Below are 23,728 nucleotides of genomic sequence, written 5' to 3'. Positions count from 1 at the left end.
GCGAGCTGCTTAACGAGGATATGATGAGTCTACCCAATTGCCCAAGCTGTGATGCCGATTATACTTATGAAGACGGAGCGCTTCTCGTTTGCCCGATGTGCGCTCATGAGTGGACGCAAGCGGAGTCGGAGGCAGCAGCAAGTGATGCTGATGCGGTGATTCGCGATGCGGTTGGCAATGAGCTTCAAGATGGCGATGCGGTAACGGTGATTAAAGATTTAAAGGTCAAAGGCTCATCAACGTCCATTAAAGTTGGTACCAAAGTAAAAAGCATTCGCTTGCTTCCGGATGCAACCGATGGTCATGACATTGATTGCAAAATTGATGGCTTTGGGGCAATGAAACTTAAGTCGTCGGTGGTAAAAAAAGCTTAGCTTTTATTTAATTTATAAATAAAAAAGAGACAAGTAATGAGTACAAAAAACGAGCAGTTATTTGCCCAAGCCCGAAAACATATCCCCGGCGGTGTGAATTCGCCGGTTCGAGCGTTTGCCGGAGTTGGTGGGACGCCGGTATTTATCCATAGAGCAGCTGGCAGCAAAATGTTTGATACCGAAGACAACGCCTATATCGATTATGTGGGCTCTTGGGGACCGATGATTTTGGGGCATTCGCACCCAAAAGTCATTGAAGCGGTCAAAAAGGCGGCCGATGATGGCTTAAGCTTTGGCGCGCCAACGCCATTTGAAACCACCGTTGCCGATAAGATTTGTGAGATTGTGCCAAGTGTTGAGATGGTTCGCATGACCAGCTCAGGGACAGAAGCGACCATGAGCGCAATTCGCCTAGCGCGCGGCTTTACCGGTCGTGACAAAATTGTTAAGTTCGAAGGCTGCTATCACGGTCATTCAGACAGCCTTTTGGTGAAAGCAGGTTCTGGAATGCTCGATATCGGTGAGCCAACCTCAAAAGGCGTTCCGGCAGATTTTGCCAAGCACACCATCACCTTGCCTTACAACGACCCACAAGCGCTTAAAGACTGCTTTGAAAAATGGGGTAATGAGATTGCTTGCGTGATTGTTGAGCCAATCGCCGGCAATATGAATATGATTGTACCAACGCAAGAGTTTCACGACACACTTCGTAAGCTTTGCACCGACAACGGCGCGGTCTTGATTTTTGATGAAGTTATGACTGGATTTCGCGTCGGTCTTGGTGGCGCTCAGGCGCATTTTGGCATTGAGCCTGATTTGACGTGCTTTGGTAAAATCATTGGCGCGGGGCTTCCGGTTGGTGCGTTTGGCGGTAAAAAAGAGATTATGTCTTGTATCGCACCTTTAGGCGGCGTTTACCAAGCCGGAACGTTATCGGGCAACCCATTAGCCATGCGCGCAGGGATTGCCATGTTTGAAGATTTAACCGTCGATGGCTTTTATGATGAATTAAGTGAAAAAACCAAAATGCTGATTGAAGGCTTGCAAGAAAAAGCCGACAAGCATGGCATTAATCTGCGAGCCAATCATTTAGGCGGCATGTTTGGGATGTTTTTTGTTAAAGATACTGACACGACCACGCCCAAAAACTTTGATGATGTGACGCACTGCGATATCGATGCCTTTACCACCTTTTTCCATGGCATGCTTGAGCGCGGCATTTACCTTGCGCCGTCAGCTTATGAGGCAGGATTTATGTCGATTAAGCACACGGATGAGGACATTAAAGCTACCCTTGATGCTGCCGATGAAGTTTTTGCAAAAATGGCAGCGGTTTAAAACTGATTTGCTCATGACTAAAAAAACCAACGCTCAGTCGTTGGTTTTTTTATGGCGAACGGCAATTGCTAAATTCGCTGCCATTTATAAATGCTAACCCAAGCATTTTACCGCTAAAATCCGTTACAAAAAAGCCCGACAATTTAAGCAAGGTTTTGTGTTGAAACCGCGTAATATTAATGCTTTAATGGCGGCATTTTGTTCCCAATGCTGCTTCTGGTAGTGCCCTGCTGATAACTTTTGCGTGGTTTTTTATGCTCACTTATGACTCCTTTGCCCCGCCGCTTGCTGAAGATGAGCTGATGGCGGCGATAGATTTAGGTTCAAACAGCTTTCACTTGGCGATTGCGCGGCTTGACCACGGCGAGGTTCGCAAAATTGTGTCGCTGTCGGAAAAAGTACAATTGGCAGCAGGGCTTGATGCCAACAATATTTTAAGCGATGAGGCGCAAAAGCGTGGTTTGGATTGCTTAAGCCGATTTGCAGCGCGCCTTGACTCGGTAGCCGCAAATCGTATCCGCATTGTGGCAACCAACGCGCTGCGCCAAGCGACCAACTCCGACGACTTTATTTACCGTGCCAACGCCATTTTGCCAAAGCCGATTGAAATTATTGCCGGCCGTGAGGAAGCGCGCTTGATTTATTTGGGCGTCTCCCACACCAACGCCAGTACCGATAAGCGCTTGGTGATTGACATTGGCGGCGGCTCAACCGAATTTATCATCGGTCAAGGTTTTGAGCCGATGCTGACCGAAAGCTTACAAATGGGCTGCGTGGCATTTACTCAGCGCTTTTTTGCCGATGGGGTGATGACCAAATCGATTTTTAACAGTGCCAAAGCCGGCGCTCGCAAAAAGATTTTGGCAATTAACCGCCGCTATAAAAAAGCTGGTTGGAGCAGTGTGGTTGGCTCAAGCGGGACGATTAAAGCGGTTCAGCAGGTGCTGGTCAGCGAAGGCTGGGCGGATGACCAAGAGCGCATCACTTATGAAGGTATTAAAAAGCTTGAAAAACGCCTCATCGAAATCGGTCATGTGGACAATATTGATTTAGAGGGTGTCAAAGAACACCGAAAAGCGGTCTTTCCAGGCGGGGTGGCGATTTTAATTGCCGCGATGAAAGCCTTTGGCGTTGAGACGTTAAGCTTTTCTGACGGCGCGCTTCGTGAAGGCGTGATGTACGACATGCTTGGGCGCTTTGCCAGTGAAGACGTCCGCGATAGAAGCGTTCAGGCGCTTATCAAGCGCTATTCGGTCGATAAAAAACAAGCCAAACAAGTGGTAAAAACTGCTCAGCAGTTATTTGACCAAGTGAAAAATGCGCTAAATCTCACCGATGAAGATGGCGATTTGTTAAGACGCGCCGCCTTTTTACATGAAATTGGTCTTGCCATTGCCCACAGCGGCTACCATCGCCACAGCGCTTATTTGCTTGAATTTTCCGATATCCCTGGATTTTCGCAAGTCGACCAAAAGCGCATGGCACAATTGGTGCTGAACCACCGCCATAAGCTCAAAGCCGATTTGCGCGAGCAAGTGATGTTGGTTGGCGGAGAAGCGTTGGTTTATCTTTGCTTACTTTTGCGCCTCGCTGTTTTGATTCAGCACAGCCGCAGCGAGCACACGCCGCCCAAAATTCAGCTGAGCATTTTGGAGAATAATCCTAACCGTTGGCAAATTAAGGTGATGGCGGCAAGCGAGCATTATTCGTGTTTACTTGGCGATTTAAACGCGCAAATTGAGCAATTTGCCAAATGGGGCATTGAACTTCATGTTATCGCCTTATAGTTTGAAATCCTCCGCTTAAGGTGATTGACCGCTTGCAGATTAGTTGAATGACTTTTGTAGAATGAGTTTACAACTGTACTTTGATAGGGCAAAATAGCTTATCAAGGCTGTTGCCGATACTATGACAAAAAGGATAGGTCTATGAGCACCGTTTGGGACAGCGTTCAGCTGGCGCGCCATGCCAATCGTCCATTATTTATGGACTATGTAAATCAGCTTTTTACGGAGTTTGACGAGTTGCATGGCGACCGTGCGTTTGCCGATGACAAAGCCATTTTAGGCGGTCTTGCGCGCATCGATGGCAAGCCGGTGATGGTCGTCGGTCAGCACCGCGGTCGCAGCACCCGCGAGCGCATTGAACACAATTTTGGGATGGCAAACCCTGAAGGCTACCGCAAAATCATTCGTCTTGCCAAAATGGCAGAGCGCTTTGGCATTCCGGTGATGACTTTTGTTGATACCCAAGGTGCTTACCCTGGCGTTGGCGCAGAAGAGCGCGGTCAAGCGCAAGCGATTGCCGAAAGCATTGCCGTATTTTCAAGCCTTCGCGTGCCGATCATCGTGACCATCATTGGTGAGGGCGGCTCAGGCGGCGCGCTTGCCATTGGCGTTGGTGATAAAGTGAATATGCTACAAAACAGCATTTATTCGGTCATCTCCCCTGAAGGCTGCGCGTCAATCCTTTGGAAAACTGCTGAAAAAGCGCAAGATGCCAGTGAAGCGCTTAAATTAAACGCCATCAATTTATACCAAATGGGATTGATTGACGCGGTTATTGATGAAGGTGAGGGCGCTCATTTACAGCCAAAACCAGTCATGAATTCGCTCAAAGCCTTGCTGCTTGAACAGTTAAGCGAGCTTGAGACCATGGACGCTGACGAGCGCTGTGAAAAGCGCTATGAAAAATTAAAAGCTTTTGATTCAGAAGTGATGCTGCCTTGCTAATCGTATAAAATAGCCGCTTAAATTTTAATTCTAAAAAACGTGCCTGTTAACAACGTAGCTAATAAAAACGTGCCCATACGGCGCGTTTTTTTATGCCAATTAAACCGTATAATGATTGAGCAATGAAATGTTTTAAGCGGTTTTAAGACTTTGTATTTATTTCATATTCATCATAAAAAACGACTTAATCAGGAGTAATTTTGAGCGCTAGTGACAGCATCCGACCTTATCCGATTTGTACTATCGTCAATCAAGCGGTTGATGACAAGCTTGCTGCTGCGCTGTTGCAAAGCGTTGAGCAATATTTTAAGCCATTAACAGGTAAAAAGGTTTGGTTAGCTTGTAGTGGCGGTCGTGACTCGCTAGCACTGGCGGCGCTTTGCGCTCAGCTTTATCATCAAGGTCGATTGCCGTTTTTACCGCAGTTATTGCACGTGAATCATAACTTGCAAGCTGCAAGCGATACTTGGGCAACTCATGTTCAAAATTGGGCTGCCGCGCAAAATTTACCTTGCCAAATATTAAGCATTACCGTTAATGGCAAAGATGAGCAAGCGGCAAGGCAGGCGCGATATTCGGCAATGAGCGCGGCAATTTGCCAAGATGACGTGATTTTACTTGCTCACCATAGCGACGACCAAGCCGAAACGCTGCTGTTTCGGTTGATTTCAGGGGCAGGGGTTGCGGGGCTTTCAGCAATGCAGCCTTGGCGCAAGGTCAATAAAAAAGGCTCGCGCTACCACCTGTTTCGACCTTGGCTTTTAGTTCAGGGCGCCGATATTAGCAATTATGCCAAAGCACTACAATTACCCTATATCGACGACCCAACCAATACGGCAGGCGATAACGTTCGAAGCCATCTGCGCAATGAGGTGTTGCCAAAGCTTACCATCTTAAATCCAAAAGCTGTTACCAACATGGCTAAAAGTGCGGCATTGCTCAATGAGGCTAAAGTCAGCCTTGAGGCTCAAATTGCGCAAAATTATCAACGCTGCCAAAACAAAGCGCTTGATTTTGCGCCGATTCAGCGCGTACTTGATAGTGATACTTTACGGCAGTTACCACCCTCTCAGCGCGCCCAATTGCTGCATTTTTGGCTTAGTCTTGATGAGCCGTTACCGCCGCCAAAGCGCTTGGTTGATGAGGTGCTCGCGCTTACCTTACGAGCCGATAATAACCACGAATCCAAGCTTGAATGGCAGGCAAGCGAGCAAAGTTATTACATTTTTCGTTATCGAAAGCATTTATTTCGCCTAAACCAGCAGTTTTTCGCCAAACTGCAACAGCCAATTGCCCCAAAAGTTTTTTATCCAAAATTGCCAAATCAAGAAATGATGAGCTTTTTTGAAATAGCCAATTATCACTGGCAATTAAAACTTTCTAAAGCGGCAATAAATTTTTTGCAAACCTATGGTTTTGGTCTTGAGGTTCGAGCCTTAACCCGCGAGCAAAAATTAACCCTTGCGCCAAATGCCACGCCAAAATCTGGCAAAAAGCTGTTTCAAGCGCTTGGCATTCCAGTTTGGCTTAGAGACAGCTTAGTGGTGATTAGCTTAATTGATGACAAAAAAATGCGGCTGCCCGTTATGCTTTGCTCAATTTATCAAGATTGGGCGCTTTTTGACAGTGATAATGACGCGCTGAAATCAGAACAAAAAGAACAAGTTAGATTCACCATTCAAAGCCGCTTTGGTCAGAATTCCATGAAGAATTAATCAGCCAGACGTAGGTCAGTGTGCTAAACTTAATAGCATTTTACGCGCGGCTATGGATTTTTAGTTTGCGCCCCTGTTAATTAAAAGGAGTCCTTATGACCGCCATCGACCCTCAAGCCATCAAAAGCACCTTGGCGAACAAAACCATCAGCTTTATCGGCGGCGGCAATATGGCGCAAGCGTTAATTTCAGGGCTGCTTGCTTGCGGAATTGACCCAAAGCAAATCATTGTTTCTGCCCCAAGTGACAGTACGCGGCAGCTTTTTAAGGACAAAGGGCTACACACGGTTGATGCCAAAACTTATCCAAAAGATGCGATTACGGGCGCGGACGTGGTCATTTTAGCGGTGAAACCACAAAAAATGGCGGAAGTGGTAAAAGACTTTGCCGATGCGTTAGATGAGCAGTTAGTAATTTCAGTTGCCGCAGGGCTTTCGGTGGCGACTTTATCCACAATGCTTGGCGGCTATCAACATATCATTCGCGTGATGCCAAATACCCCGTCAGCCATTCAGATGGGCGCATCGGCGCTGTTTGCTGATAATAGCGTCAGCGCTGAGCAAAAGGCGCTTGCCGAAGCCGTGGTTGCCGCCTCGGGACTAACGCTTTGGGTCAATTCTGAGGTCAAAATGCACGCGGTTACTGCCGTTGCAGGGTCAGCGCCAGCTTATGTGTTTTATTTTTTAGAGTCGATGATAAAAGGCGGCGAGCAGTTGGGGCTAAGCCATGAGGAGGCGACCGCGCTTGCCATGCAAACCGTCCTTGGCGCGGCAACTATGGCATCGCAAAGTGATGAGCCACCAAAGGAGCTTCGCCGCCGCGTGACCTCGCCTAATGGCACAACGCAAGCGGCAATTGAAACCATGCAGCAGCTTCACGTTGGCGATCACATCATTGAGGCGATGAAAGCTTGCAGCGCCCGCAGTCAAGAGCTAAGCGGCGATAGCAAATAAGCTTGTCTTGAATAAAGTCTTGCGTTAGTTTTGATATTTTTTGATTTTTACGACATTGAGTAGCACTTCATGAACGATATGTTATTACAGATTTTTGATTTGGTGACCACCTTTGCCATGCTGCTGGTGTTTATCCGCTTTATGCTGCAATTTGCCGGAATGGACGCTCGCGACCCCGCGATTCGCCCCGCCTACCAAGCCACCCAAATCGTTGATGTTTTCGGGCGTATTTTTCCGACCGTCGGTCATGGTCGCATCAGCATTGCCGCCATTGTGCTGATGTTTTTAATTCGCTTGATTGACATTTCAGGAAAAGCGGCGCTGATGCATAAAGGCATAGCGCCTATTCCGCTGTTTTTTCAAGGCTCGCTCAGCTTGATTTTGGACTTTTTACGCATGTGCCGCTATTTGGTTATCGGCTCAATCATCGTCAGCTGGATTGTGGTATTTACCCAATCCAATCACCCGATTATCGGGATTATCATCCGTTTAGCTGAGCCAATTTTAGCGCCCTTTCGTCGAATTACTCCAAATCTTGGCATGATTGATTTATCGCCAATGATTGCGTTTTTTGCGCTGTACTTGATTGAAATTTTTGTCACCGCCATTGCTGCAAATTTGCTACCGATGCTGGGTTAACATAAAGTTTAGTGAAAACAAACGGCTAAAAAAAGACGCAAAATTTAAGCGTCTTTTTTATTGGGTAATTTTGAAAAAAGTTTAAGAACTTTTAGCAATCTAAATAAAACGATTAGGAATTAATTGCGCCGCCTCATCCTCAGGATGCGGTCTGTCCGCAGCTTTTAGTGTTTTAATAATCCAATCATCGGCTGCCATTACCGCATCGGCTAACGCATCGCCCACCGCCAAGCGACCGGCAATAAAGCTGGCAAGTGAGCAGCCTGAGCCATGAAACTCGCCTTGAAGCCGCTCAATCACGCTTTTAAGTACCATCTCACCGCCAACATATAAAAACTGTTCAATATCGCCGCTGTCAAAATCGTGCGACGTTTTGACCAATACCGCATGAACGCCTTGATTGCACAATTTTTTAGCCGCCACGTGCAAATCTTGCTCACCGCTTAATGCTCGCAGTTCGTGCGTGTTTGGTGTAATCAGCGTGGCAAAGGGCAACAGCTCTTGAAACGCGGCAACTAGCGTTGTTTCATCGCCCAAACTGCCACCGCTATTGGCAACCAACACGGGGTCAAGCACAAACGGCAGCGAATTATCAATTTGACCGCTTTTAAAAAGACCAGCCAGTTTGGTAATATTGTCCGTCGTGCCAAGCATTCCCGATTTTATCGCCGCAACCGGCAAATCACCCAACACCGCTTTGGCTTGCTGCTCAAGCAAATCGGCGCTACAAGCTTCAAATCCCATCACTTGCTGCGAGTTTTGAACCGTAATTGCGGTACAAGCAATGGCTGCGTGAGCGCCGGCTTGCCCAATGGCCTCAATATCTGCTTGCAATCCTGCGCCGCCTGACGGGTCAAGCCCTGAAAAACACAATACTACCGGTCGCATGAGGTCTCCTTTCTCAATCATTTTTTGTTATTTAATTTGCTTGCTACTATAGCTTTGATTGACAAAAATAGCCAGTAACTGCAAAAAGTGAAAAGATTATTTTCAAGTAAAATCAATGACATTGCTGACAATTGAATTAAAATGCCATTTAAGGGCTTGCAAACAAGGTGAACTTTGTTATAATACTCGCCCACGGCATAAGACGTATCGTTAGCATTGATACTTTGGGTAAAACTGTCTTAAATCGTTTCGGTGAAGTGGGTGAGTGGCTGAAACCAGTTCCCTGCTAAGGAACCATACGTAATTACGCGTATCGAGGGTTCGAATCCCTCCTTCACCGCCATTTGTTGGTTTGAGCAGTCAGTTTTAAGTTAAAACGCGGTTTAATAAATTGCCAATAACTTAAAAAAACTTTGAAAAAAGTATTGACAACCTCGAAATTATCTATATAATAGCCAACCTAATTTACTACAAAAGCTTTTGTTTGGGTAGTAAAGTTTTGCAAAATGCGCCTGTAGCTCAGCTGGATAGAGCACTTGGCTACGAACTAAGGGGTCGGGAGTTCGAATCTCTCCAGGCGCACCATTTTGCAACTAGCGTTAAGTTCAACAATCAATCGCCTGTCACATGACAATTTGGCGATTTTTTTGTGCCTGCTTTTTATGCCTGTTATTTTTGTGCGGCAATCTTGCCAAACAATCCGCGCCGCAGAACGGCGATTTTGCGGTACAATAGACCATCTTTTATGATGGTTCAAAGTCATGCCAAAACCTACCCTAACGCCCAAAATTCCGCCGCAAAACCACTCTCAAAACTTACCGCAAAATGGTGATGAGCCGACCATTGCCAAACCGCTGACGCGCTTGGTGGCGATTGTTTATGATGGCATGCTGATTTTGGCGCTGCTGTTTTTGGTGGGGACGGTTTTGACAGTGATTGGGACGCTGCTTACTATGCAATCAGGGACAAGCGCCAATGAAGCGCAGTCGCTGCCGTCATGGTATCAAAATTTGGTGATGACCCCTGCCTTTGTGCTCACGCTCATTGGCTTTTATGGGCTGTTTTGGCGTCGTGGTGGTCAAACGCTTGGCATGCAGACGTGGCGGCTGAAAACGGTCAATCAAGACGGTAAATTGCTCAGTTGGGGGCAATCGGTCAAGCGGATTTTGGCGGCATGTTTGGTGCCTGCGGTATTGGCGATGGTGGGCTATCTAATTGGTGGCTCGCGGCAGATTTTATTGACCAGCGCCTTTTTGGGATTCATTTTTAACTATTTATTTTGTCTTTTTAATCAGCGCGGCTTGGCGGTTCAAGATTTGCTGTCCAACACCATGACCTTAAAAATGCCCAAAGTTGCTCACGTTGGGATTTTAGAGGGCTTTAGAAACCGCAAAAAACAGCCTTAAATAATTAATCGCACAAAAAAGCTGACCTTCAATGTCAGCTTTTTTTATTGTTATAAAAAAAATTATGCCACTTGCACCGGAATGATATTGGCGGTGTCTTTCACGGTGTTGTCTTCGTTGCAATAAACGAGCTTTGGTAAATACTCATCCGCTTCGGCTTCGTCCAAGTGAGCGTAAGCGCAAATGATGACGATATCGCCGATGTCCGCCATGTGAGCGGCTGCGCCGTTTAAAGAGATGATACCAGAGCCAGCTTCCGCGCGGATGGCGTAAGTGCGAAAGCGCTTGCCGTTGTTGACGTTATAAATATCGATGGACTCATTTTCGCGCAGCCCTGCCAAATCAAGCAGGTCGCCATCAATGCCGCAAGAGCCTTCGTAGTGAAGCTCGGCGTGGGTGACACGGGCGCGGTGCAATTTGCATTTAAGCATGTTAAGTAGCATGAAGGGCTTATCCTTTGAGTCGAGATTAGGAGCTTAATGGCGAGAGTTGGCAATATTAAAAGGGTTGCCGCTCACCATTTTTAAATCAAACGAAATATTGCTGCTGAGGCTGTTATTTTAAAAACAAAGCAATTTTAAAAAAGCCGCTGTAATAAATAACGCATAAAAAAAGCCCAAGCTGATATTTGCCAAGCTTTTTAAAATCAATATGATACCGCGTTAACTGGGCAATTTAAACCCATTTATTTGTGACCGCGCCCGTTCAATGTCGCCGGACAACAATAAGGGCAGCGCATCAAAAGCGGCGCTTAATGCACTATCAATCATCGCTTGCTCAGCGCTTGAGGCTTTTGAGAGCACATGACCGCTGACTTTGGATTTGTGACCGGGGTGACCGATGCCAATCCTCAGGCGGTGAAAGTCATTGCCAATATGCGGCGTAATGTCGCGAAGACCATTGTGACCGCCGTGACCGCCGCCGGTTTTTAATTTAATGACGCCGGCGTTTAAATCAAGCTCATCATGGGCGATTAACAGCTCATCGTTATCAATGCCGTAATATTTGACCATCGGCACGACCGATTGCCCCGATTTGTTCATAAAGGTCAGCGGCAACAATAAGCGAACATCATGACCCAAAATCTGACCGCGACCGGTGACGCCGTGAAATTTTTTGTCAGGATTTAAGGGAATATTAAACTGCTGCGCCAAATGCTGAACAAACCAAAACCCTGCATTGTGACGGGTCATCATGTATTCAGCGCCGGGGTTTCCGAGGCCAACGATAAGCTTTAAGGTCATAGCGGCTCTTTTTTAGCAAAGATGAAAGTTATATTTACGGCATACAAAAACAGCAGGAGAGATTATCCCCTGCTGTTTTCAAACAATAGACTTACTGCAGCAGCTTATTCGCTGTCAGTGTCTTTTTGCTCAGTGGCAGGAACGTCGTCAGCAGCAGCGTCGCCTGCGTCTTCGGTTTCTTCAACTTTAGGAGCAAGCATAGTCACGATGGTGCGGTCATGACCTTCTTCGTTTTCAAGCTCAACGATGGCAACGCCTTCAGGTAGTTTTACGTCTGATAAGCGAATCACATCACCGATATCAAGTCCTGAAACGTCAACCGTTAGGTTTTCAGGAAGCTGTGACGGCAAGCAAGAAATTTCAATATCGGTCACAAGCGTTGACAAGATACCCGCAGCTTTAGTGCCAGGAGCGTTTTCTTCGCCTTCGTAATGAACCGGAACGTTCAAGGTGATTTTTTGACCTTTAACAATGCGCTGAAAATCCACGTGCATTGGGAAGCCTTTTGATGGGTGGCGCTGCAAGGCTTTGATAACCGCTTGGTGCTCAGTGCCATCAACGGTGATGGTCAAAATCTGTGAGAAAAACGCTTCAGTTTCAATGGATTTAACCAATTCATTGACTTTAAGAGAAATCGCAGTTGGCTCTTCGTTACCGCCATAAATGATGGCAGGAACAAGGTTTTGCTTACGAAGGCGGCGGCTCGCACCTTTACCTTGCAAGTCAGCAGAACGGTCAACTGCGCTTAGGGCAAATGGGTTATTGCTCATGAGGTTATCCTATAAAAAAATAAAAAAAGTAAATACAGTGGCAAACTTTGCGACCAAGTTTGGCGTCGATTTACTTGATGATAAGCTGATAAAACGATATCAGACTTGGAGGCGCATTATACGAGGTTTTGTAATAATAATAAAGGCTTAAACCTAAGCCTTTATTTTAATCAAACTAATTTGATGGCGTGAGCATGCCTTATTCAAACATTGCGCTGATTGATTCTTCATTATTGATTCGGCGTAAGCTTTCGGCAATGGTGGGGGCAATGCTAACTTGGCGGATTTTGCTACAAGCTTTGGCAGCTTCTGACAGCGGAATGGTGTCGGTGACGACAAGCTCATCAAGCACAGATTCACTGATATTTTTTAGGGCATTTCCTGACAATACCGGATGGGTAATATAGCCTAAAACGCGGCGAGCGCCGTTGTCTTTTAAGGCTTGCGCCGCTTTACAAAGCGTTCCTGCGGTATCGACGATGTCATCCACAATCACGCAATCGCGGTCGCGAACATCACCAATGATGTGCATGACTTGCGATTCATTGGCGCGAGCGCGGCGCTTGTCAATGATGGCAAGGTCGGTATCACCAAGCTGTTTTGCCATGGCGCGAGCACGAACCACACCGCCCACGTCAGGGGAGACGACCATTAAGTCATCATAATGCTGCTTGGTTAAGTCGTTTAATAATACTGGCGTGCCGTAAATATTATCAACTGGAATATCAAAAAAGCCTTGGATTTGATCGGAGTGCAAATCAACCGTCATCACGCGGTCAATGCTCACGATATTTAGCATATCAGCAACGACTTTGGCAGAGATAGGAACACGAGCAGAGCGCGGTCTGCGGTCTTGACGAGCATAACCAAAATAAGGCATGACCGCGGTGATTCGACCGGCGCTTGAGCGGCGCAAAGCATCCGCCATCATCATGATTTCCATGATGTTGTCATTGGTTGGGGCGCAGGTGGACTGCAAGATGAACACATCTTTACCACGGACGTTTTCTTTGATTTCAACAGCAATTTCACCGTCTGAAAAGCGGGTAACATCAGCTTTGCCGAGCGGGATATGCAGATGGTCGGCTACGGTTTTTGCTAATTCAGGGTGGGCACTTCCCGTGAAAATCGCCAAATAAGGCATGATTGATGTCCTATTGATTGACTCAAGCAGCGACCGCTAAGCAGTGACGAACTGCTCAAAGTAAATTGTGGTAAAGATTGGAAAATGGCAGGGGTAGCTGGACTCGAACCAACGGATGTCAGGATCAAAACCTGATGCCTTACCAACTTGGCTATACCCCTAAAAACGGTTTGACATGATACCAAAAAAGCTTGTGTTCTATAAAATTGCTTTTTAAAGAAGTAACAAGCTTTAAGCTATCGATTAAGAGTGCGCGGGCAATCTTAATTAAATATGGCAGGGGTAGCTGGACTCGAACCAACGGATGTCAGGATCAAAACCTGATGCCTTACCAACTTGGCTATACCCCTATATGGGCGACCTATTATAAATAAAAAAATTTAATTTGCAAGCGTTCTGCGTATTTTTTCTTCAATGTTTTAAGTCAGGCGCTATTCTAGCAAACTATGACCATAAAGCCTACCCATTTTAGCAACTTATTTTTTAGAAAATGAGCCATCAGCTTTTAATTACAAACTTTTCCTTTAAATCACCCAAGCTTACATGAGCCCTTTTTTATAAATTGTGAACCAAAATTGCAGGGCAAGGAGCGCGGTCAATCCATGATTGGATAAGGTCTTCATCAAAGGCAACCTCATCAGGAAGCGGTAAAAACACGGCGCTTCCGGTGCCGCTCATTCGTGCCGTACTGATTTCAAGGGGTAATAAGCTTTGCAGATACGCAAGCGCCTCGGCTACGGCTATCGATAGCTCCGTTACCAAGGGCGTAAATACGTTTTGATAAGCCGGCGTTAAGATTTGACTAAAGTCATCACTTTGCTGCTTGATGGTGGTTAAAGCAAGTTTGGGCTGATTTCGAGACAGCTTGGGGTGGTTAAAGAGGGTGGCGGTGCTGATATGCGCGTTTGGGGTCAGCAATAAATAATACTGATCGGCAAGGGTAATGGGGCTGAGCTCATCACCGATGCCGCCGCCGATGGCATCTTGATTAAAAATAAAAATCGGAACGTCCGCCCCTAAGGTGGCGCCAAGGCGACACAAAACGCTTAACTCTAAATTTAAGTGCCATAAGCGATTGAGCGTGGTTAAGGTGGTTGCGGCATTCGAGGAGCCACCGCCAAGCCCTGCGCCCATGGGGATGTGTTTATCAATACTTAAGGTAATTTGGCTCAGTGACTCCGGCAAACTGCCCTGTTCAAGCGCAAATTGTAATAAGGCGGTGGCAGCTTTAATGATCAAATTGTCTGCAAGATTTTCAGTGATGCTTGCCGCCCCATTTAGCTTAATCAACTGATGACAAAGCGTGGCGGCTTGCTCAGCGCTAGATTTGGTTGCAAACTCAGGATCAGCTTGAATCAAGCCCACCAAAGCGAAACTTGTTGTGGGTAAAAAATGCAAATAATCGCCCCAATCGAGCAAGCGAAAGACGGTTTGTAGCTCGTGATAGCCGTCTTTACGTTTGCCATTGAGGTGCAAAAATAAATTGATTTTTGCAGGAGATAGGCGGGTGAGTGCGGTATGAATTCCAAAATAAGCGTCGTTGCTGGCACTCATAAGCGTTATCTCCTTAGTCGTTGTTCAGCTATTGATGGTTAATGGTCATCACCACTTTTTGACCGTTTGGCTGAATGGCGCTGATTTTATTGGGCAGCTTGTCATTACCCTTATAAGTAAAGCTTGCTGACCATTGACCATTTTGTGAGCTGATTAAACGGTTTTGAGCATCAAACTTTGGCGTGTTGTCCGAGGGCGCTGCGCGACCAGAAATCCAATAAGGCATCTGCGAAATCGGGGCTTGCCAACCGGTTGCCTTTTGGAGTAATTCCTCGGGCGTTTTTGCCGTCAGCGTTCCGGTTTTTTCACTCACCAAAGTCGCGCTTTGACCGTCATAGCTGATATTGGTTTTGCCGATGCCAAGGGCGCCAATAAGTTCAATGGCAAAGCGCTCATTTTCTTGACCCCAAGCATAAAACGCGCTGCCGCCTTGGTTGCCATCGACTGCTTGCGGGTTGGTTACCCCAATTTTGCCATTAATATTAAAACTTGCAAGCTTTTGCGGCTGTGAAATCGGCGAGCTTGGCTTAGGAGTGCTTTTGGGTAGCGACTGACAACCGCTTAAAATGGCAATAGGCAGGCTGATTGCTGCCAAAATGACAGGGGTTTTTATCATGGATTTGGTCATAACTGTCCTTTACTGAGCCTTTAATTGTAAGGCTTAAGATGTTTCATAGTCGAGCTTTGAAGCTGTTCAAAAAATCAAGGCTAACAACCTAGTGTTGCCAATATTGCGACAAATCGTTGTAAAATTTTAATTACCTCATTAAACCTTTTAATACAGCTGAACGCGGTCATTGATATTTTGCTGACCAAACGAGAAGCGCTGTTGTAAATCTGCAAGCAGTAGCGTTACTTTCGCCGTATCACCCAACCCTTGATAAGCGCGCAACAATAACACGCCTGACTGCAAGGTAGGAAGCACATCATAAGGGGTTTGAAGATAGTCAATGACTTGCTCGTATTTTTGGTTGGCAAGGGCATTTGCTGCCAAAACATTAAGCGCTTGTAGGTGCAGTTCATTGTCATAACGCGGGTCATCAAAGCGAATTTGGATGATGTTTTGGGCAATAGTGATGCCTTGCTCAGAGCGTTGGTCATTAGCCAATAGCAACTGGGCAAAGCTTAACTGATACGCCAAATTGTCAGGATCAAGCGCTTGCAAATGGTTTAAAAGGGGGCGTTTAATGGCATAATCTTTCACGTCATCTAATAACTGGACGCGAGCAAATAAAATCATCTCATTATCCGGATATTTTCGAGCCGCTTTGCTCAAAACGCGCCGAGCCTCTTCATCCTCACCGCGCTGCCATAAAATATCCGCCTGCATGACATAAGTATCGGGGGCAAAAACTTCAAACTGATCGCGAAGCTTGGTTAAGACGGCAAGGGCAGCTTCCACATTGTCATCAAGCAGCTCAAGATCCACCACTTTTTCACGCGCCGCAAGCACCAAGTCTTCTTGCATCACCCCGTTTAAATAATACTTTGCTTGCTCAAAGCGCTGTTGCCGCTCGGCACTGATTCCCAAGTAGTAATAGGCTTGGTTTAAATAATTTGGGCTTTTTGCCAAGAGATTGAGCAGTTTATCGGCGCTTTTATAATCCTCAACATCAAGGCTGACGAGTGCCGCTAGCAAGGTAATCTCAGGATCATTGTCAAAGCGATTTTGCGCCTCAAGCAGCAATTTTTGCGCCTCCAAATTGCGCTTTAAATCCAGCAAATAGCGAATTTCGTATAAATATAAGCTTTTACTGCCCGGAATTCGTAAGCGAGCTTGCCTGATAAATTGACTGACTTCATTTTGATCGGCAGTTTTACGCAAAATATCGGCTTTTAAGGTGATAAACGGCACATAATCAGGCTGCTGCATCAACGCGCGATTGATATGGATTAAGGCGTTTTCAGGGTTGTTGAACTGATTTAATAATCCGGCTTTTAATACCGAAAGCGAGGCGTTTTGAGCGCTATCAATAGGAAGTAAGGCGGCAAGCAGCTCACGTTGGTCCTCAACGTTATTTGGGTAAATGCCAATTAAGATTTCGCTTAAATCCGCGCGCGGATCATAGCGCAAAATCCGGTTAAGCGTTGCCCCTGCCAAGCGGTAATCGTGGGCTTTAAGCGCCAAATGCGCCACATAAAACCAAGCCGGAACGTGATCGGGGTTATCCAATTGCCAGCGTTTGGCAAAGCTTAAAGAGCGGCTCGGACTCTCGGTATCAATGGATAACCCAAGCGCGCGCTCAAAAACGGCAGTGGCGTCTTTTTTAAAGGCTTCATGTTTATAAATGCTCAGCGCTCGCGGGATATCGCCGCGGTCAGCAGCAAATTCGGCATCAAGCAGTGCATAAAGACTGGCAGCTTCTCTTTGTTGAGGGCTTAAGTTTGGGGGCAGCCCTGCCAAATCTGCCGCCAGTGGTGGCGCTGCCGCGACTGCTGAAAACGATAAAAAACAGAGGGTTATCAAGCCGCAGGGGGATCGCCAGTTAGCCCAAGCCGATAAGCACTGCCAACTGGATTGCAGCACCGAGTTGCAAGTTTTAAAAACAAGGCGAGAGGCAAAACCAAAACAGATCATAGGGCAAGGTCATCAATTATCAAGGTGTGGCACCGCGCCGTCAGTGAGCGCGCTGCACAAAAAATTTTGCATAACTAAACTTATCATAAGGAAATAATTTGCAGAACAAGGGATCGGTATTATTATAAGAGGGAATGATTCAGCCAAACAATGGTACTCCTGTTACATGCGTCGCTGTTTTGTTGAAATTGCTTTTTTCGCCGCAATTTTTGAGCGCTCACCGCTTTGCTAGGAGGACTGGGATTAATATGATGATAAAAAAGGCTTTATTAAAAGGCAGTTAGATTGCAGTATTAAATAATGATATGAACAATGCTATAATGGCAAGCTTACTCATTCGTCATTGAAACGGATATCCAGCATCATGGGCACGTATCCTACAACAATGGGTCAATTTTTTTCCAACATACCGCAGCTGCTTTATTCATAAATTAAGGTCAAATGCTGCTTTTTTGAGCCTTTATGCTTAGTATTGTCGCTATGGTTTATCAATCATGAGATTAGTGGTCATCGGGGTCAATCATAAAACCGCACCCGTCGCTTTGCGTGAGCGCTTGGCGTTTGTGGGTGACGATGTAACGACCGCTTTGCGACAGCTGAAAACGCTAAGCGATGGCTGCGTGATTGTTTCAACCTGCAACCGAACTGAAATTTATGCGCTTTTGCCTGACAATGAAGCCGTAGAATCTGCTGGTGTTGAGGTGATTAAGTTTTGGCTTGCTGATTTTAAAGCGATGAGGCTGGGTGAAATTGAGCCTTATTTATATGTTCATCAAAACTCCCATGCGTTAACCCATTGGCTGCGCGTGGCATCAGGGCTTGACTCGATGATTTTGGGTGAGCCGCAGATTTTGGGGCAAATTAAACAAGCCGTCCAGTTGGCGCAGTCGCAGCAAGCATTAAGCAGTCAGTTGTCTTGGGTCATTGACCAAGTCTTTGCCGCCGCCAAACGCGTCCGCAGTGACACCCAAGTTGGCGCGCAAGCGGTATCGCTTGGCTTTGCGGCGGCTAAATTGGTCACCCAAATCTTTGATGATATTGCCAGTCGAACGCTTTTGGTGGTGGCCGCAGGTGAGATGAACCGCTTGGTGGCAACGCACATTGCAGGGCTTGGCGTAGGTCGAATTATCGTCTGTAATAGAAGCCCTGAGCGCGCTCAAGCCTTGGCAGCTGAGCTGGCTGCCCCTAACCGTAGGGTTGAAGTTCGCGGGCTTGACGCGCTTGCCGAGGTACTAAGCGAGGCGGATATTGTCAGCAGTTGTAGCGGCAGTATGGACGCGCTGATTAATAAAGCCATGACCATCACGGCGCTAAAACGTCGCCGCTATCAGCCCATATTGATGGTCGATTTGGCAGTGCCACGCGATATTGAGCCGAGTATTGGGCAGTTGGATGATGTTTATTTGTACTCGGTTGATGACTTGCAGCACGTAATTGCCGGCAATCTTGAGCAGCGCCGGCAAGCGGCGGTGGATGCAGAGCTTTTGGTAAGTCAGTTGGTCGTTGAAATGGAGCGCCGCTTTCAAGTTCGCCAAGTTGGTCGCGACATTCAAGCTTACCGCGCTCGAACCCAAGACCAAGTTGCCCAACTGGTGGCTCAGTCCTTGCAAAAGCTTGAATCAGGGGAGCAAAGCGCCGAGGAGACCATCACTGAATTGTCGCGCCGCTTGTCACAAACGCTCAGTCATGCGCCCTCAAAGCTGATGCGCAAAGCCGCTCGCGAAGGCGACAGCGCTCTGCTAGATTTTGTGGTATCAGGGCTTCATGATGCTTATCGAAAATAGTTTAGCAGTTTTAAAAATTTTGCAAAATTTAAAACCGAAAATCAGCCGTTTTTACAAAATAAAATGCGCCGTTAAGTCAAATAGATAGCAATAGACCATTGTCAAGCCTAATAATCGGTGGTAGTATTAAGCTTCATGATACACATCAGTAGCCCGAGCGCTCCTTACCATCTGCTGAGCGCTAAGCAGCATCAATCGAATCGCTAGCCCAAGCTTCCCTATTCTTGGATGACTTATTCTTAACCAAGAACATAAAGCCTACTGATCATCATAACTACATACCTAATATAACGGCAATAGCGCAGGACAAAAGCGCCATATCGTTAACCTCTATTCTAATCGCGACTTAACCCTTGGGTGGCTTTACCTTGCGCCTTTTTTTATGGATAAGTTGTTATTAACCATCCCATATAATCCGCTTTTTGGGGTTATATCTTTTTTTATTGCAATTTACTCAATCGACAAACAAGGAGTGTCTCATGCCTGCATTACGTCAAGACATTGACCCAGAAGGCTTACTTGAATATTCAGTGGTTTATACCGACCGTGCCCTAAACCACATGTCCAAAGTGTTCCAAAAAGTCATGAACGACTTATCTCGTGACCTAAAAGCCGTTTATAACGCTGACGCCGTAGCTATCCTTCCAGGGTCAGGAACTTATGGCATGGAAGCGGTTGCCCGTCAATTGGCGCAAAACGAAGACTGCCTTATCATCCGTAACGGTTGGTTCAGCTACCGCTGGACGCAAATCTTAGAGCAAGGCAAATTTGCCAAATCGTCAATCGTTCTTGCTGCTGACCGCGAAGACGACGAAGACCGCCCTGAGCCATTTGCGCCAGTGGCTATCGAAAAAGCCGTTGCCAAAATCAAAGAAGCCAAGCCTGGCATCGTATTTGCGCCGCACGTTGAAACTTCAGCCGGAATCATTTTGCCTGAAGACTACATCAAGCAGCTTGCTGACGCCGTTCATAGCGTTGGTGGTTTATTGGTTATCGACTGCATCGCCTCAGGCTGCGTCTGGCTTGACATGAAAAAGCTTGGCATTGACGTGCTTATCAGCGCCCCACAAAAAGGTTGGAGCAGCACGCCGGGCGCAGGACTTGTGATGCTGAGCGAAAAAGCAGTTGAAAAAGTCGAAAACACCGAATCAAACTGCTTTAGCTTTGACTTAAAACAGTGGCTTAACGTCATGCGCGCCTACGAAAACGGCGGTCACGCGTACCACACTACCATGCCAACTGACAGCTTACGTCAGTTCCGCGACACCATCGAAGAATCAAAAGCCATTGGCTTTGACAAGCTTTGTGATGCTCAGTGGGAGCTTGGCAACAAAGTTCGCGCGGTTCTTGAAAGCCGTGGTATCGAAAGCGTTGCCGCTGAAGGCTTCAAAGCCCCAGGCGTTGTGGTCAGCTACACCGAGCGCGACGATATGCACAAAGGCACCGCTTTTGCTGAGCTTGGCTTGCAAATCGCAGCCGGCGTTCCACTTAAGTGTGACGAGCCTGCAGGCTTTAAAACGTTCCGCCTAGGCTTGTTCGGTCTTGACAAATTGACTGACGTTGATGGCGCGGTTGCCCGCTTTGAAAAAGCGCTTGACCAAGTGCTTGCTAAAGACGCCGCTTCTGCCTAAGTTTATTTTGCTTAAGCTGTAAGTCTTTAATATACCAAGCTCAACTCTTTGGGCTTGGTATTTTTTTAGCCTTTTATTATGTAAATTTATATATTATAATTTAATAAAATATTTTATGAAAATTGAGGACAGGATGATGGACTGGCAAGCGTTTACACCGATATCGCTAATCGGCGGTTTAGTCATTGGCGCAGCGGCAAGTTTATTGCTCACAGGTATTGGCCGAATTGCTGGAGTTAGCGGAATTACCGCAAGTGTTATTTGCGTCAAAAACGTTGAGCCTTGGCAAGTGCTATTTTTAATCGGCTTAATTATCTTGCCACTGATTTACCAAATCATTGTGCCGCTGCCAACGGTTGAGGTCACTTCATCCATTCCCGTACTAATAATTGCAGGGCTTTTGGTAGGTGTCGGAACGCAGCTTGGCTCAGGCTGCACCAGTGGTCATGGCATTTGCGGTTTGGCGCGATTTTCTAAGCGCTCGCTAGTTGCGGTCATCACTTTTATGGCGACCGGAATTATCACGGTAACGTTATTGCGGCAAGTTTTTGGGCTGATTTAACTTTTATTAAAATAATAACCGGCAAAATAATAGCGAGGGTAAATCTATGTTAAAAATTAGCTTGTTAAAAAATAATATGTCAAAAAGCAATTTTCTAAAAAATACTATCGGTCTAATTTCAGGATTAATTTTTGGCGTTGGCTTAATCTTATCGCAAATGGTCAATCCACAAAAAGTCTTGGGATTTTTAAACGTCTTTGGCGCTTGGGATATATCGCTTGCGCTTGTGATGGGCGGGGCGTTGATGGTCTCGATAATCGGCGTTTATATTGCTAAGCGTCAACCAAAAAGCCTAATTGGCGAGGCTATCATTTTGCCCAACAAAACGGTCATTGATAAACCGCTGATTCTTGGCGCGGCATTATTTGGCATCGGTTGGGGAATCGCCGGAATTTGTCCTGCGCCTGCCATCGTACTTCTTGGTACAGGTCAATGGCAAGCGCTTATTTTTGTGGTAGCGATGGTAATAGGCATTATCGCTTATCAGCAATTTGTCAAGCCTAAACTTAGCTAGGTCGTTATTTTAGCAATTATTTTAAACTGCCTTTTTATTTAACTTTTGGCGTTTCATGAGCCAGTGATTTTGCTGCTTGGCGCAGTTCAAACTTTTGCACTTTTCCGGTACTGGTTTTGGGGATTTGGGTGAAAATGATATGTTTTGGCACTTTAAATCCGGCTAAGTGTGCTCGGCAATGGCTGATGACCTCGTCACGAGTCAAGGTGCTGCCGTCATAAATCTCGATAAAGGCAATGGGAATCTCGCCCCATTTGTCATCGGGGGCGGCAATGACGGCGCAGCTTTCAATAGCGGACAGTTTATATAACACGTTTTCAACCTCAATGCTTGAGATATTTTCGCCACCTGAAATGATAATGTCCTTTAAGCGGTCGCTGATTTTGATATAGCCATCGGGGAATTTTACGCCCAAATCACCGGTTCGAAACCAGCCATCTTTGAGCGCTTCTTCGGTGGCTTTTCGGCTTTTTAAATAGCCTTTCATCACCATATTGCCTTGTAACACCAGCTCACCAATTTCAATACCGTCTGCCGCAACCGATTCATTCGTCCCTTGTTTAAACACATCAAAGCCGGTCATCAAATGCGAGGGCAAGCCTTGGCGTGATTTTTTTTGAGCGCGTTCGGTGATGTCGAGATTTGTCCAATCGTCCTGCTCGGCGCAAATGGTGACGGGACCGTAAACTTCGGTCAAGCCATAAACGTGGGTGATGTCAAAGCCCATTGCTTCCATTTTTTCAAGCATCGTTGTTGAGGGCGGCGCGCCAGCAACCCAACCTTTAACGGTGTGTGTGATGGCGGATTTAAGCTCGTCTTTTCCGTTGGCAATCAAGTTATGAACCACCGGAGCGGCGCAATAATGAGTCACGCTATGTTTGGCAATCAAGGTCAAAATCAAATCGGCATCGATACTGCGAAGGCAAACGTTGACGCCGGCGCGCTCGGCAACCGTCCAAGGAAAGCTCCAACCGTTACAATGAAACAGCGGCAATGTCCAAAGGTAGCTTGCGTGCTTGGGCATGTCCCAATCTAAAATGTTCGACACCGCATTGAGCGCCGCGCCGCGATGGTGATAAACCACGCCTTTTGGCGTTCCGGTCGTGCCAGAGGTGTAATTAAGCGAAATGGCGTCCCACTCGTCCTCGGGGCGCTCCCAATTGTCCAAATTATCCGAGCTTGCAAGCAAGTCCTCATAGCTCATCAAACCAAAACTTGGCACTTCAATCGCGCTGTCGGTGGCATGAATCAAAATTAAATCCGGAAAAGTTTCGATAATAATTTCGGCTAACTCGGCAAATTCACTGTCCAAAATCAGCACTTTAGCTTCTGAATGCTGCAAGCAAAAACACAGCGCGTTGATATCAAGTCGCGTGTTCAGCGTACAAAGCACGCCGCCTGACATCGGAATGCCAAACGCGCTCTCGACCATCGCCGGAACGTTTGGCATCATCACCGCAACCGTGTCGTTTTTATCAATGCCAAGCTTGCGCAGTCCATCGCTTAATTGCCGACAACGGTTAAAGGTGTCTTGCCACGATTGGGTTAACTTATTGTGGGTCAAATCATCGTAAATAATGGCAGGTTTGTTTGGGTAAACCTGAGCGCTGCGGATTAAAAAATCAATCGGGGTGAGCGGCTGAAAGTTAGCCGGCGTCTTGCCAAGTCCGGTATGAAAATCGGTCATTTGATAGTCCCTTATCACGGTTAAAATTATCTTAATCCTTTAATCATGCCGCAATTGAGTCAAAATTATTATAAGAGTTAAGTAAAATTAAGATTAAATTAATAAGTAACTTCTCATTTTAAAAAGAATAAGAAAGATTTTGTTAGAAAATTGACCAGTGGTTTTTAATTTTCAAAATCGTTATTAAAAAATCATTGTTAAAAAATCTAGCCACT

21 protein-coding genes and 4 tRNA genes are annotated in these 23,728 nt (G+C 46.3%); 14 read left to right on the top strand and 11 right to left on the bottom strand.

Annotated features, from left to right (window positions below):
• The first annotated feature begins 23 nt into the window (after window positions 1-23).
• The 7 genes from ACZ5XY_RS05015 (at window position 24) to ACZ5XY_RS04985 (ending at window position 7,751) form a co-directional block, all read left to right on the top strand.
• Window positions 24-374, top strand: a complete 351-nt coding sequence (locus ACZ5XY_RS05015; RefSeq protein WP_464743451.1) for a zinc ribbon domain-containing protein YjdM — start codon at window positions 24-26, stop codon at window positions 372-374.
• A gap of 36 nt (window positions 375-410) precedes the next feature.
• Window positions 411-1,712: a glutamate-1-semialdehyde 2,1-aminomutase gene (gene hemL / locus ACZ5XY_RS05010; protein WP_464743449.1), complete on the top strand. Its 1,302-nt coding sequence runs from the start codon at window positions 411-413 to the stop codon at window positions 1,710-1,712.
• A 254-nt stretch (window positions 1,713-1,966) separates the two neighbouring features.
• On the top strand, window positions 1,967-3,499 hold the full coding sequence (ppx, locus tag ACZ5XY_RS05005; protein WP_464743447.1) for an exopolyphosphatase: 1,533 nt from the start codon (window positions 1,967-1,969) through the stop codon (window positions 3,497-3,499).
• A gap of 141 nt (window positions 3,500-3,640) precedes the next feature.
• Window positions 3,641-4,444 (top strand): acetyl-CoA carboxylase carboxyltransferase subunit alpha, encoded by an 804-nt coding sequence (locus tag ACZ5XY_RS05000; protein WP_464743445.1) that lies wholly within the window; start codon window positions 3,641-3,643, stop codon window positions 4,442-4,444.
• Window positions 4,445-4,644: 200 nt separating this feature from the next.
• Entirely contained in the window at window positions 4,645-6,159 is a 1,515-nt protein-coding gene (gene tilS / locus ACZ5XY_RS04995) for a tRNA lysidine(34) synthetase TilS (protein ID WP_464743444.1), read from the top strand.
• Between the two features lie 95 nt (window positions 6,160-6,254).
• A complete protein-coding gene (gene proC / locus ACZ5XY_RS04990; RefSeq protein WP_464743442.1) occupies window positions 6,255-7,112 on the top strand; it encodes a pyrroline-5-carboxylate reductase in 858 nt (285 codons plus the stop codon).
• Window positions 7,113-7,181: 69 nt separating this feature from the next.
• Window positions 7,182-7,751, top strand: coding sequence for a YggT family protein (locus ACZ5XY_RS04985; protein WP_464743440.1), 570 nt, complete (start codon window positions 7,182-7,184; stop codon window positions 7,749-7,751).
• Window positions 7,752-7,850: 99 nt separating this feature from the next.
• Here the strand turns inward: ACZ5XY_RS04985 and ACZ5XY_RS04980 are convergent, their stop codons facing one another.
• Window positions 7,851-8,639: a hydroxymethylpyrimidine/phosphomethylpyrimidine kinase gene (locus ACZ5XY_RS04980; RefSeq protein WP_464743438.1), complete on the bottom strand. Its 789-nt coding sequence runs from the start codon at window positions 8,637-8,639 to the stop codon at window positions 7,851-7,853.
• Window positions 8,640-8,890: 251 nt separating this feature from the next.
• Between ACZ5XY_RS04980 and ACZ5XY_RS04975 the strand changes: the two genes are divergently transcribed.
• The 3 genes from ACZ5XY_RS04975 (at window position 8,891) to ACZ5XY_RS04965 (ending at window position 10,045) form a co-directional block, all read left to right on the top strand.
• Window positions 8,891-8,982 (top strand) — tRNA-Ser (locus tag ACZ5XY_RS04975).
• Window positions 8,983-9,147: 165 nt separating this feature from the next.
• Window positions 9,148-9,224: transfer RNA gene (locus ACZ5XY_RS04970), tRNA-Arg, on the top strand.
• A 176-nt stretch (window positions 9,225-9,400) separates the two neighbouring features.
• The gene (locus ACZ5XY_RS04965; RefSeq protein ID WP_464743436.1) at window positions 9,401-10,045 is read left to right on the top strand and encodes an RDD family protein; all 645 of its coding nucleotides are present in this window, start codon (window positions 9,401-9,403) and stop codon (window positions 10,043-10,045) included.
• A 62-nt stretch (window positions 10,046-10,107) separates the two neighbouring features.
• On the opposite strand, the gene panD is transcribed toward ACZ5XY_RS04965, so the two are convergent.
• The 9 genes from panD to ACZ5XY_RS04920 form a co-directional block, all read right to left on the bottom strand.
• Window positions 10,108-10,488, bottom strand: a complete 381-nt coding sequence (gene panD / locus ACZ5XY_RS04960; protein WP_464743435.1) for an aspartate 1-decarboxylase — start codon at window positions 10,486-10,488, stop codon at window positions 10,108-10,110.
• Window positions 10,489-10,707: 219 nt separating this feature from the next.
• Window positions 10,708-11,289 (bottom strand): aminoacyl-tRNA hydrolase, encoded by a 582-nt coding sequence (gene pth, locus ACZ5XY_RS04955; RefSeq protein ID WP_464743433.1) that lies wholly within the window; start codon window positions 11,287-11,289, stop codon window positions 10,708-10,710.
• 104 nt (window positions 11,290-11,393) lie between these two features.
• Window positions 11,394-12,059, bottom strand: coding sequence for a 50S ribosomal protein L25/general stress protein Ctc (locus ACZ5XY_RS04950; RefSeq protein ID WP_464743431.1), 666 nt, complete (start codon window positions 12,057-12,059; stop codon window positions 11,394-11,396).
• A 199-nt stretch (window positions 12,060-12,258) separates the two neighbouring features.
• Window positions 12,259-13,203, bottom strand: coding sequence for a ribose-phosphate pyrophosphokinase (locus tag ACZ5XY_RS04945; RefSeq protein WP_464743429.1), 945 nt, complete (start codon window positions 13,201-13,203; stop codon window positions 12,259-12,261).
• A gap of 85 nt (window positions 13,204-13,288) precedes the next feature.
• A tRNA-Gln gene (locus ACZ5XY_RS04940) sits at window positions 13,289-13,364 on the bottom strand.
• Between the two features lie 113 nt (window positions 13,365-13,477).
• Window positions 13,478-13,553, bottom strand: a tRNA-Gln gene (locus ACZ5XY_RS04935).
• 205 nt (window positions 13,554-13,758) lie between these two features.
• Window positions 13,759-14,757 carry a 4-(cytidine 5'-diphospho)-2-C-methyl-D-erythritol kinase gene (ispE, locus tag ACZ5XY_RS04930; RefSeq protein ID WP_464743427.1) on the bottom strand — a complete coding sequence of 333 codons (999 nt, stop codon included), beginning with the start codon at window positions 14,755-14,757 and terminating at the stop codon, window positions 13,759-13,761.
• A 28-nt stretch (window positions 14,758-14,785) separates the two neighbouring features.
• Window positions 14,786-15,385: a lipoprotein insertase outer membrane protein LolB gene (lolB, locus tag ACZ5XY_RS04925; protein ID WP_464743425.1), complete on the bottom strand. Its 600-nt coding sequence runs from the start codon at window positions 15,383-15,385 to the stop codon at window positions 14,786-14,788.
• A 147-nt stretch (window positions 15,386-15,532) separates the two neighbouring features.
• A complete protein-coding gene (locus tag ACZ5XY_RS04920) occupies window positions 15,533-17,224 on the bottom strand; it encodes a tetratricopeptide repeat protein (protein WP_464743423.1) in 1,692 nt (563 codons plus the stop codon).
• Window positions 17,225-17,829: 605 nt separating this feature from the next.
• Here ACZ5XY_RS04920 and hemA point away from each other — a divergent pair.
• The 4 genes from hemA to ACZ5XY_RS04900 all read left to right on the top strand — a co-directional run bounded on the left by hemA (window position 17,830) and on the right by ACZ5XY_RS04900 (window position 21,826).
• Window positions 17,830-19,119, top strand: coding sequence for a glutamyl-tRNA reductase (hemA, locus tag ACZ5XY_RS04915; protein ID WP_464743421.1), 1,290 nt, complete (start codon window positions 17,830-17,832; stop codon window positions 19,117-19,119).
• 479 nt (window positions 19,120-19,598) lie between these two features.
• The gene (locus ACZ5XY_RS04910) at window positions 19,599-20,750 is read left to right on the top strand and encodes an aminotransferase class V-fold PLP-dependent enzyme (RefSeq protein ID WP_464743419.1); all 1,152 of its coding nucleotides are present in this window, start codon (window positions 19,599-19,601) and stop codon (window positions 20,748-20,750) included.
• Between the two features lie 136 nt (window positions 20,751-20,886).
• The gene (locus tag ACZ5XY_RS04905) at window positions 20,887-21,312 is read left to right on the top strand and encodes a YeeE/YedE family protein (protein ID WP_464743417.1); all 426 of its coding nucleotides are present in this window, start codon (window positions 20,887-20,889) and stop codon (window positions 21,310-21,312) included.
• Window positions 21,313-21,358: 46 nt separating this feature from the next.
• Window positions 21,359-21,826, top strand: a complete 468-nt coding sequence (locus ACZ5XY_RS04900; protein WP_464743415.1) for a DUF6691 family protein — start codon at window positions 21,359-21,361, stop codon at window positions 21,824-21,826.
• A 34-nt stretch (window positions 21,827-21,860) separates the two neighbouring features.
• Here the strand turns inward: ACZ5XY_RS04900 and ACZ5XY_RS04895 are convergent, their stop codons facing one another.
• A complete protein-coding gene (locus ACZ5XY_RS04895; RefSeq protein WP_464743413.1) occupies window positions 21,861-23,513 on the bottom strand; it encodes an AMP-binding protein in 1,653 nt (550 codons plus the stop codon).
• Between the last annotated feature and the right edge of the window lie 215 nt (window positions 23,514-23,728).

The sequence above is a fragment of the Psychrobacter sp. GTC18467 genome (genome assembly GCF_055397455.1).
Note: the sequence above shows the minus strand (reverse complement) of the source record. Positions and strands in the feature narration are given on the sequence as shown.

What these genes read in the sequence shown, in the direction of transcription:
- ACZ5XY_RS05015 (WP_464743451.1), top strand. Translation starts at nt 24, where the DNA reads ATGAGTCTACCCAATTGCCCAAGCTGTGATGCCGATTATACTTATGAA.
- hemL (WP_464743449.1), top strand. Translation starts at nt 411, where the DNA reads ATGAGTACAAAAAACGAGCAGTTATTTGCCCAAGCCCGAAAACATATC.
- ppx (WP_464743447.1), top strand. Translation starts at nt 1,967, where the DNA reads ATGCTCACTTATGACTCCTTTGCCCCGCCGCTTGCTGAAGATGAGCTG.
- ACZ5XY_RS05000 (WP_464743445.1), top strand. Translation starts at nt 3,641, where the DNA reads ATGAGCACCGTTTGGGACAGCGTTCAGCTGGCGCGCCATGCCAATCGT.
- proC (WP_464743442.1), top strand. Translation starts at nt 6,255, where the DNA reads ATGACCGCCATCGACCCTCAAGCCATCAAAAGCACCTTGGCGAACAAA.
- ACZ5XY_RS04985 (WP_464743440.1), top strand. Translation starts at nt 7,182, where the DNA reads ATGAACGATATGTTATTACAGATTTTTGATTTGGTGACCACCTTTGCC.
- ACZ5XY_RS04980 (WP_464743438.1), bottom strand. Translation starts at nt 8,639, where the DNA reads ATGCGACCGGTAGTATTGTGTTTTTCAGGGCTTGACCCGTCAGGCGGC.
- ACZ5XY_RS04965 (WP_464743436.1), top strand. Translation starts at nt 9,401, where the DNA reads ATGCCAAAACCTACCCTAACGCCCAAAATTCCGCCGCAAAACCACTCT.
- panD (WP_464743435.1), bottom strand. Translation starts at nt 10,488, where the DNA reads ATGCTACTTAACATGCTTAAATGCAAATTGCACCGCGCCCGTGTCACC.
- pth (WP_464743433.1), bottom strand. Translation starts at nt 11,289, where the DNA reads ATGACCTTAAAGCTTATCGTTGGCCTCGGAAACCCCGGCGCTGAATAC.
- ACZ5XY_RS04950 (WP_464743431.1), bottom strand. Translation starts at nt 12,059, where the DNA reads ATGAGCAATAACCCATTTGCCCTAAGCGCAGTTGACCGTTCTGCTGAC.
- ACZ5XY_RS04945 (WP_464743429.1), bottom strand. Translation starts at nt 13,203, where the DNA reads ATGCCTTATTTGGCGATTTTCACGGGAAGTGCCCACCCTGAATTAGCA.
- ispE (WP_464743427.1), bottom strand. Translation starts at nt 14,757, where the DNA reads ATGAGTGCCAGCAACGACGCTTATTTTGGAATTCATACCGCACTCACC.
- lolB (WP_464743425.1), bottom strand. Translation starts at nt 15,385, where the DNA reads ATGACCAAATCCATGATAAAAACCCCTGTCATTTTGGCAGCAATCAGC.
- hemA (WP_464743421.1), top strand. Translation starts at nt 17,830, where the DNA reads ATGAGATTAGTGGTCATCGGGGTCAATCATAAAACCGCACCCGTCGCT.
- ACZ5XY_RS04910 (WP_464743419.1), top strand. Translation starts at nt 19,599, where the DNA reads ATGCCTGCATTACGTCAAGACATTGACCCAGAAGGCTTACTTGAATAT.
- ACZ5XY_RS04905 (WP_464743417.1), top strand. Translation starts at nt 20,887, where the DNA reads ATGGACTGGCAAGCGTTTACACCGATATCGCTAATCGGCGGTTTAGTC.
- ACZ5XY_RS04900 (WP_464743415.1), top strand. Translation starts at nt 21,359, where the DNA reads ATGTTAAAAATTAGCTTGTTAAAAAATAATATGTCAAAAAGCAATTTT.
- ACZ5XY_RS04895 (WP_464743413.1), bottom strand. Translation starts at nt 23,513, where the DNA reads ATGACCGATTTTCATACCGGACTTGGCAAGACGCCGGCTAACTTTCAG.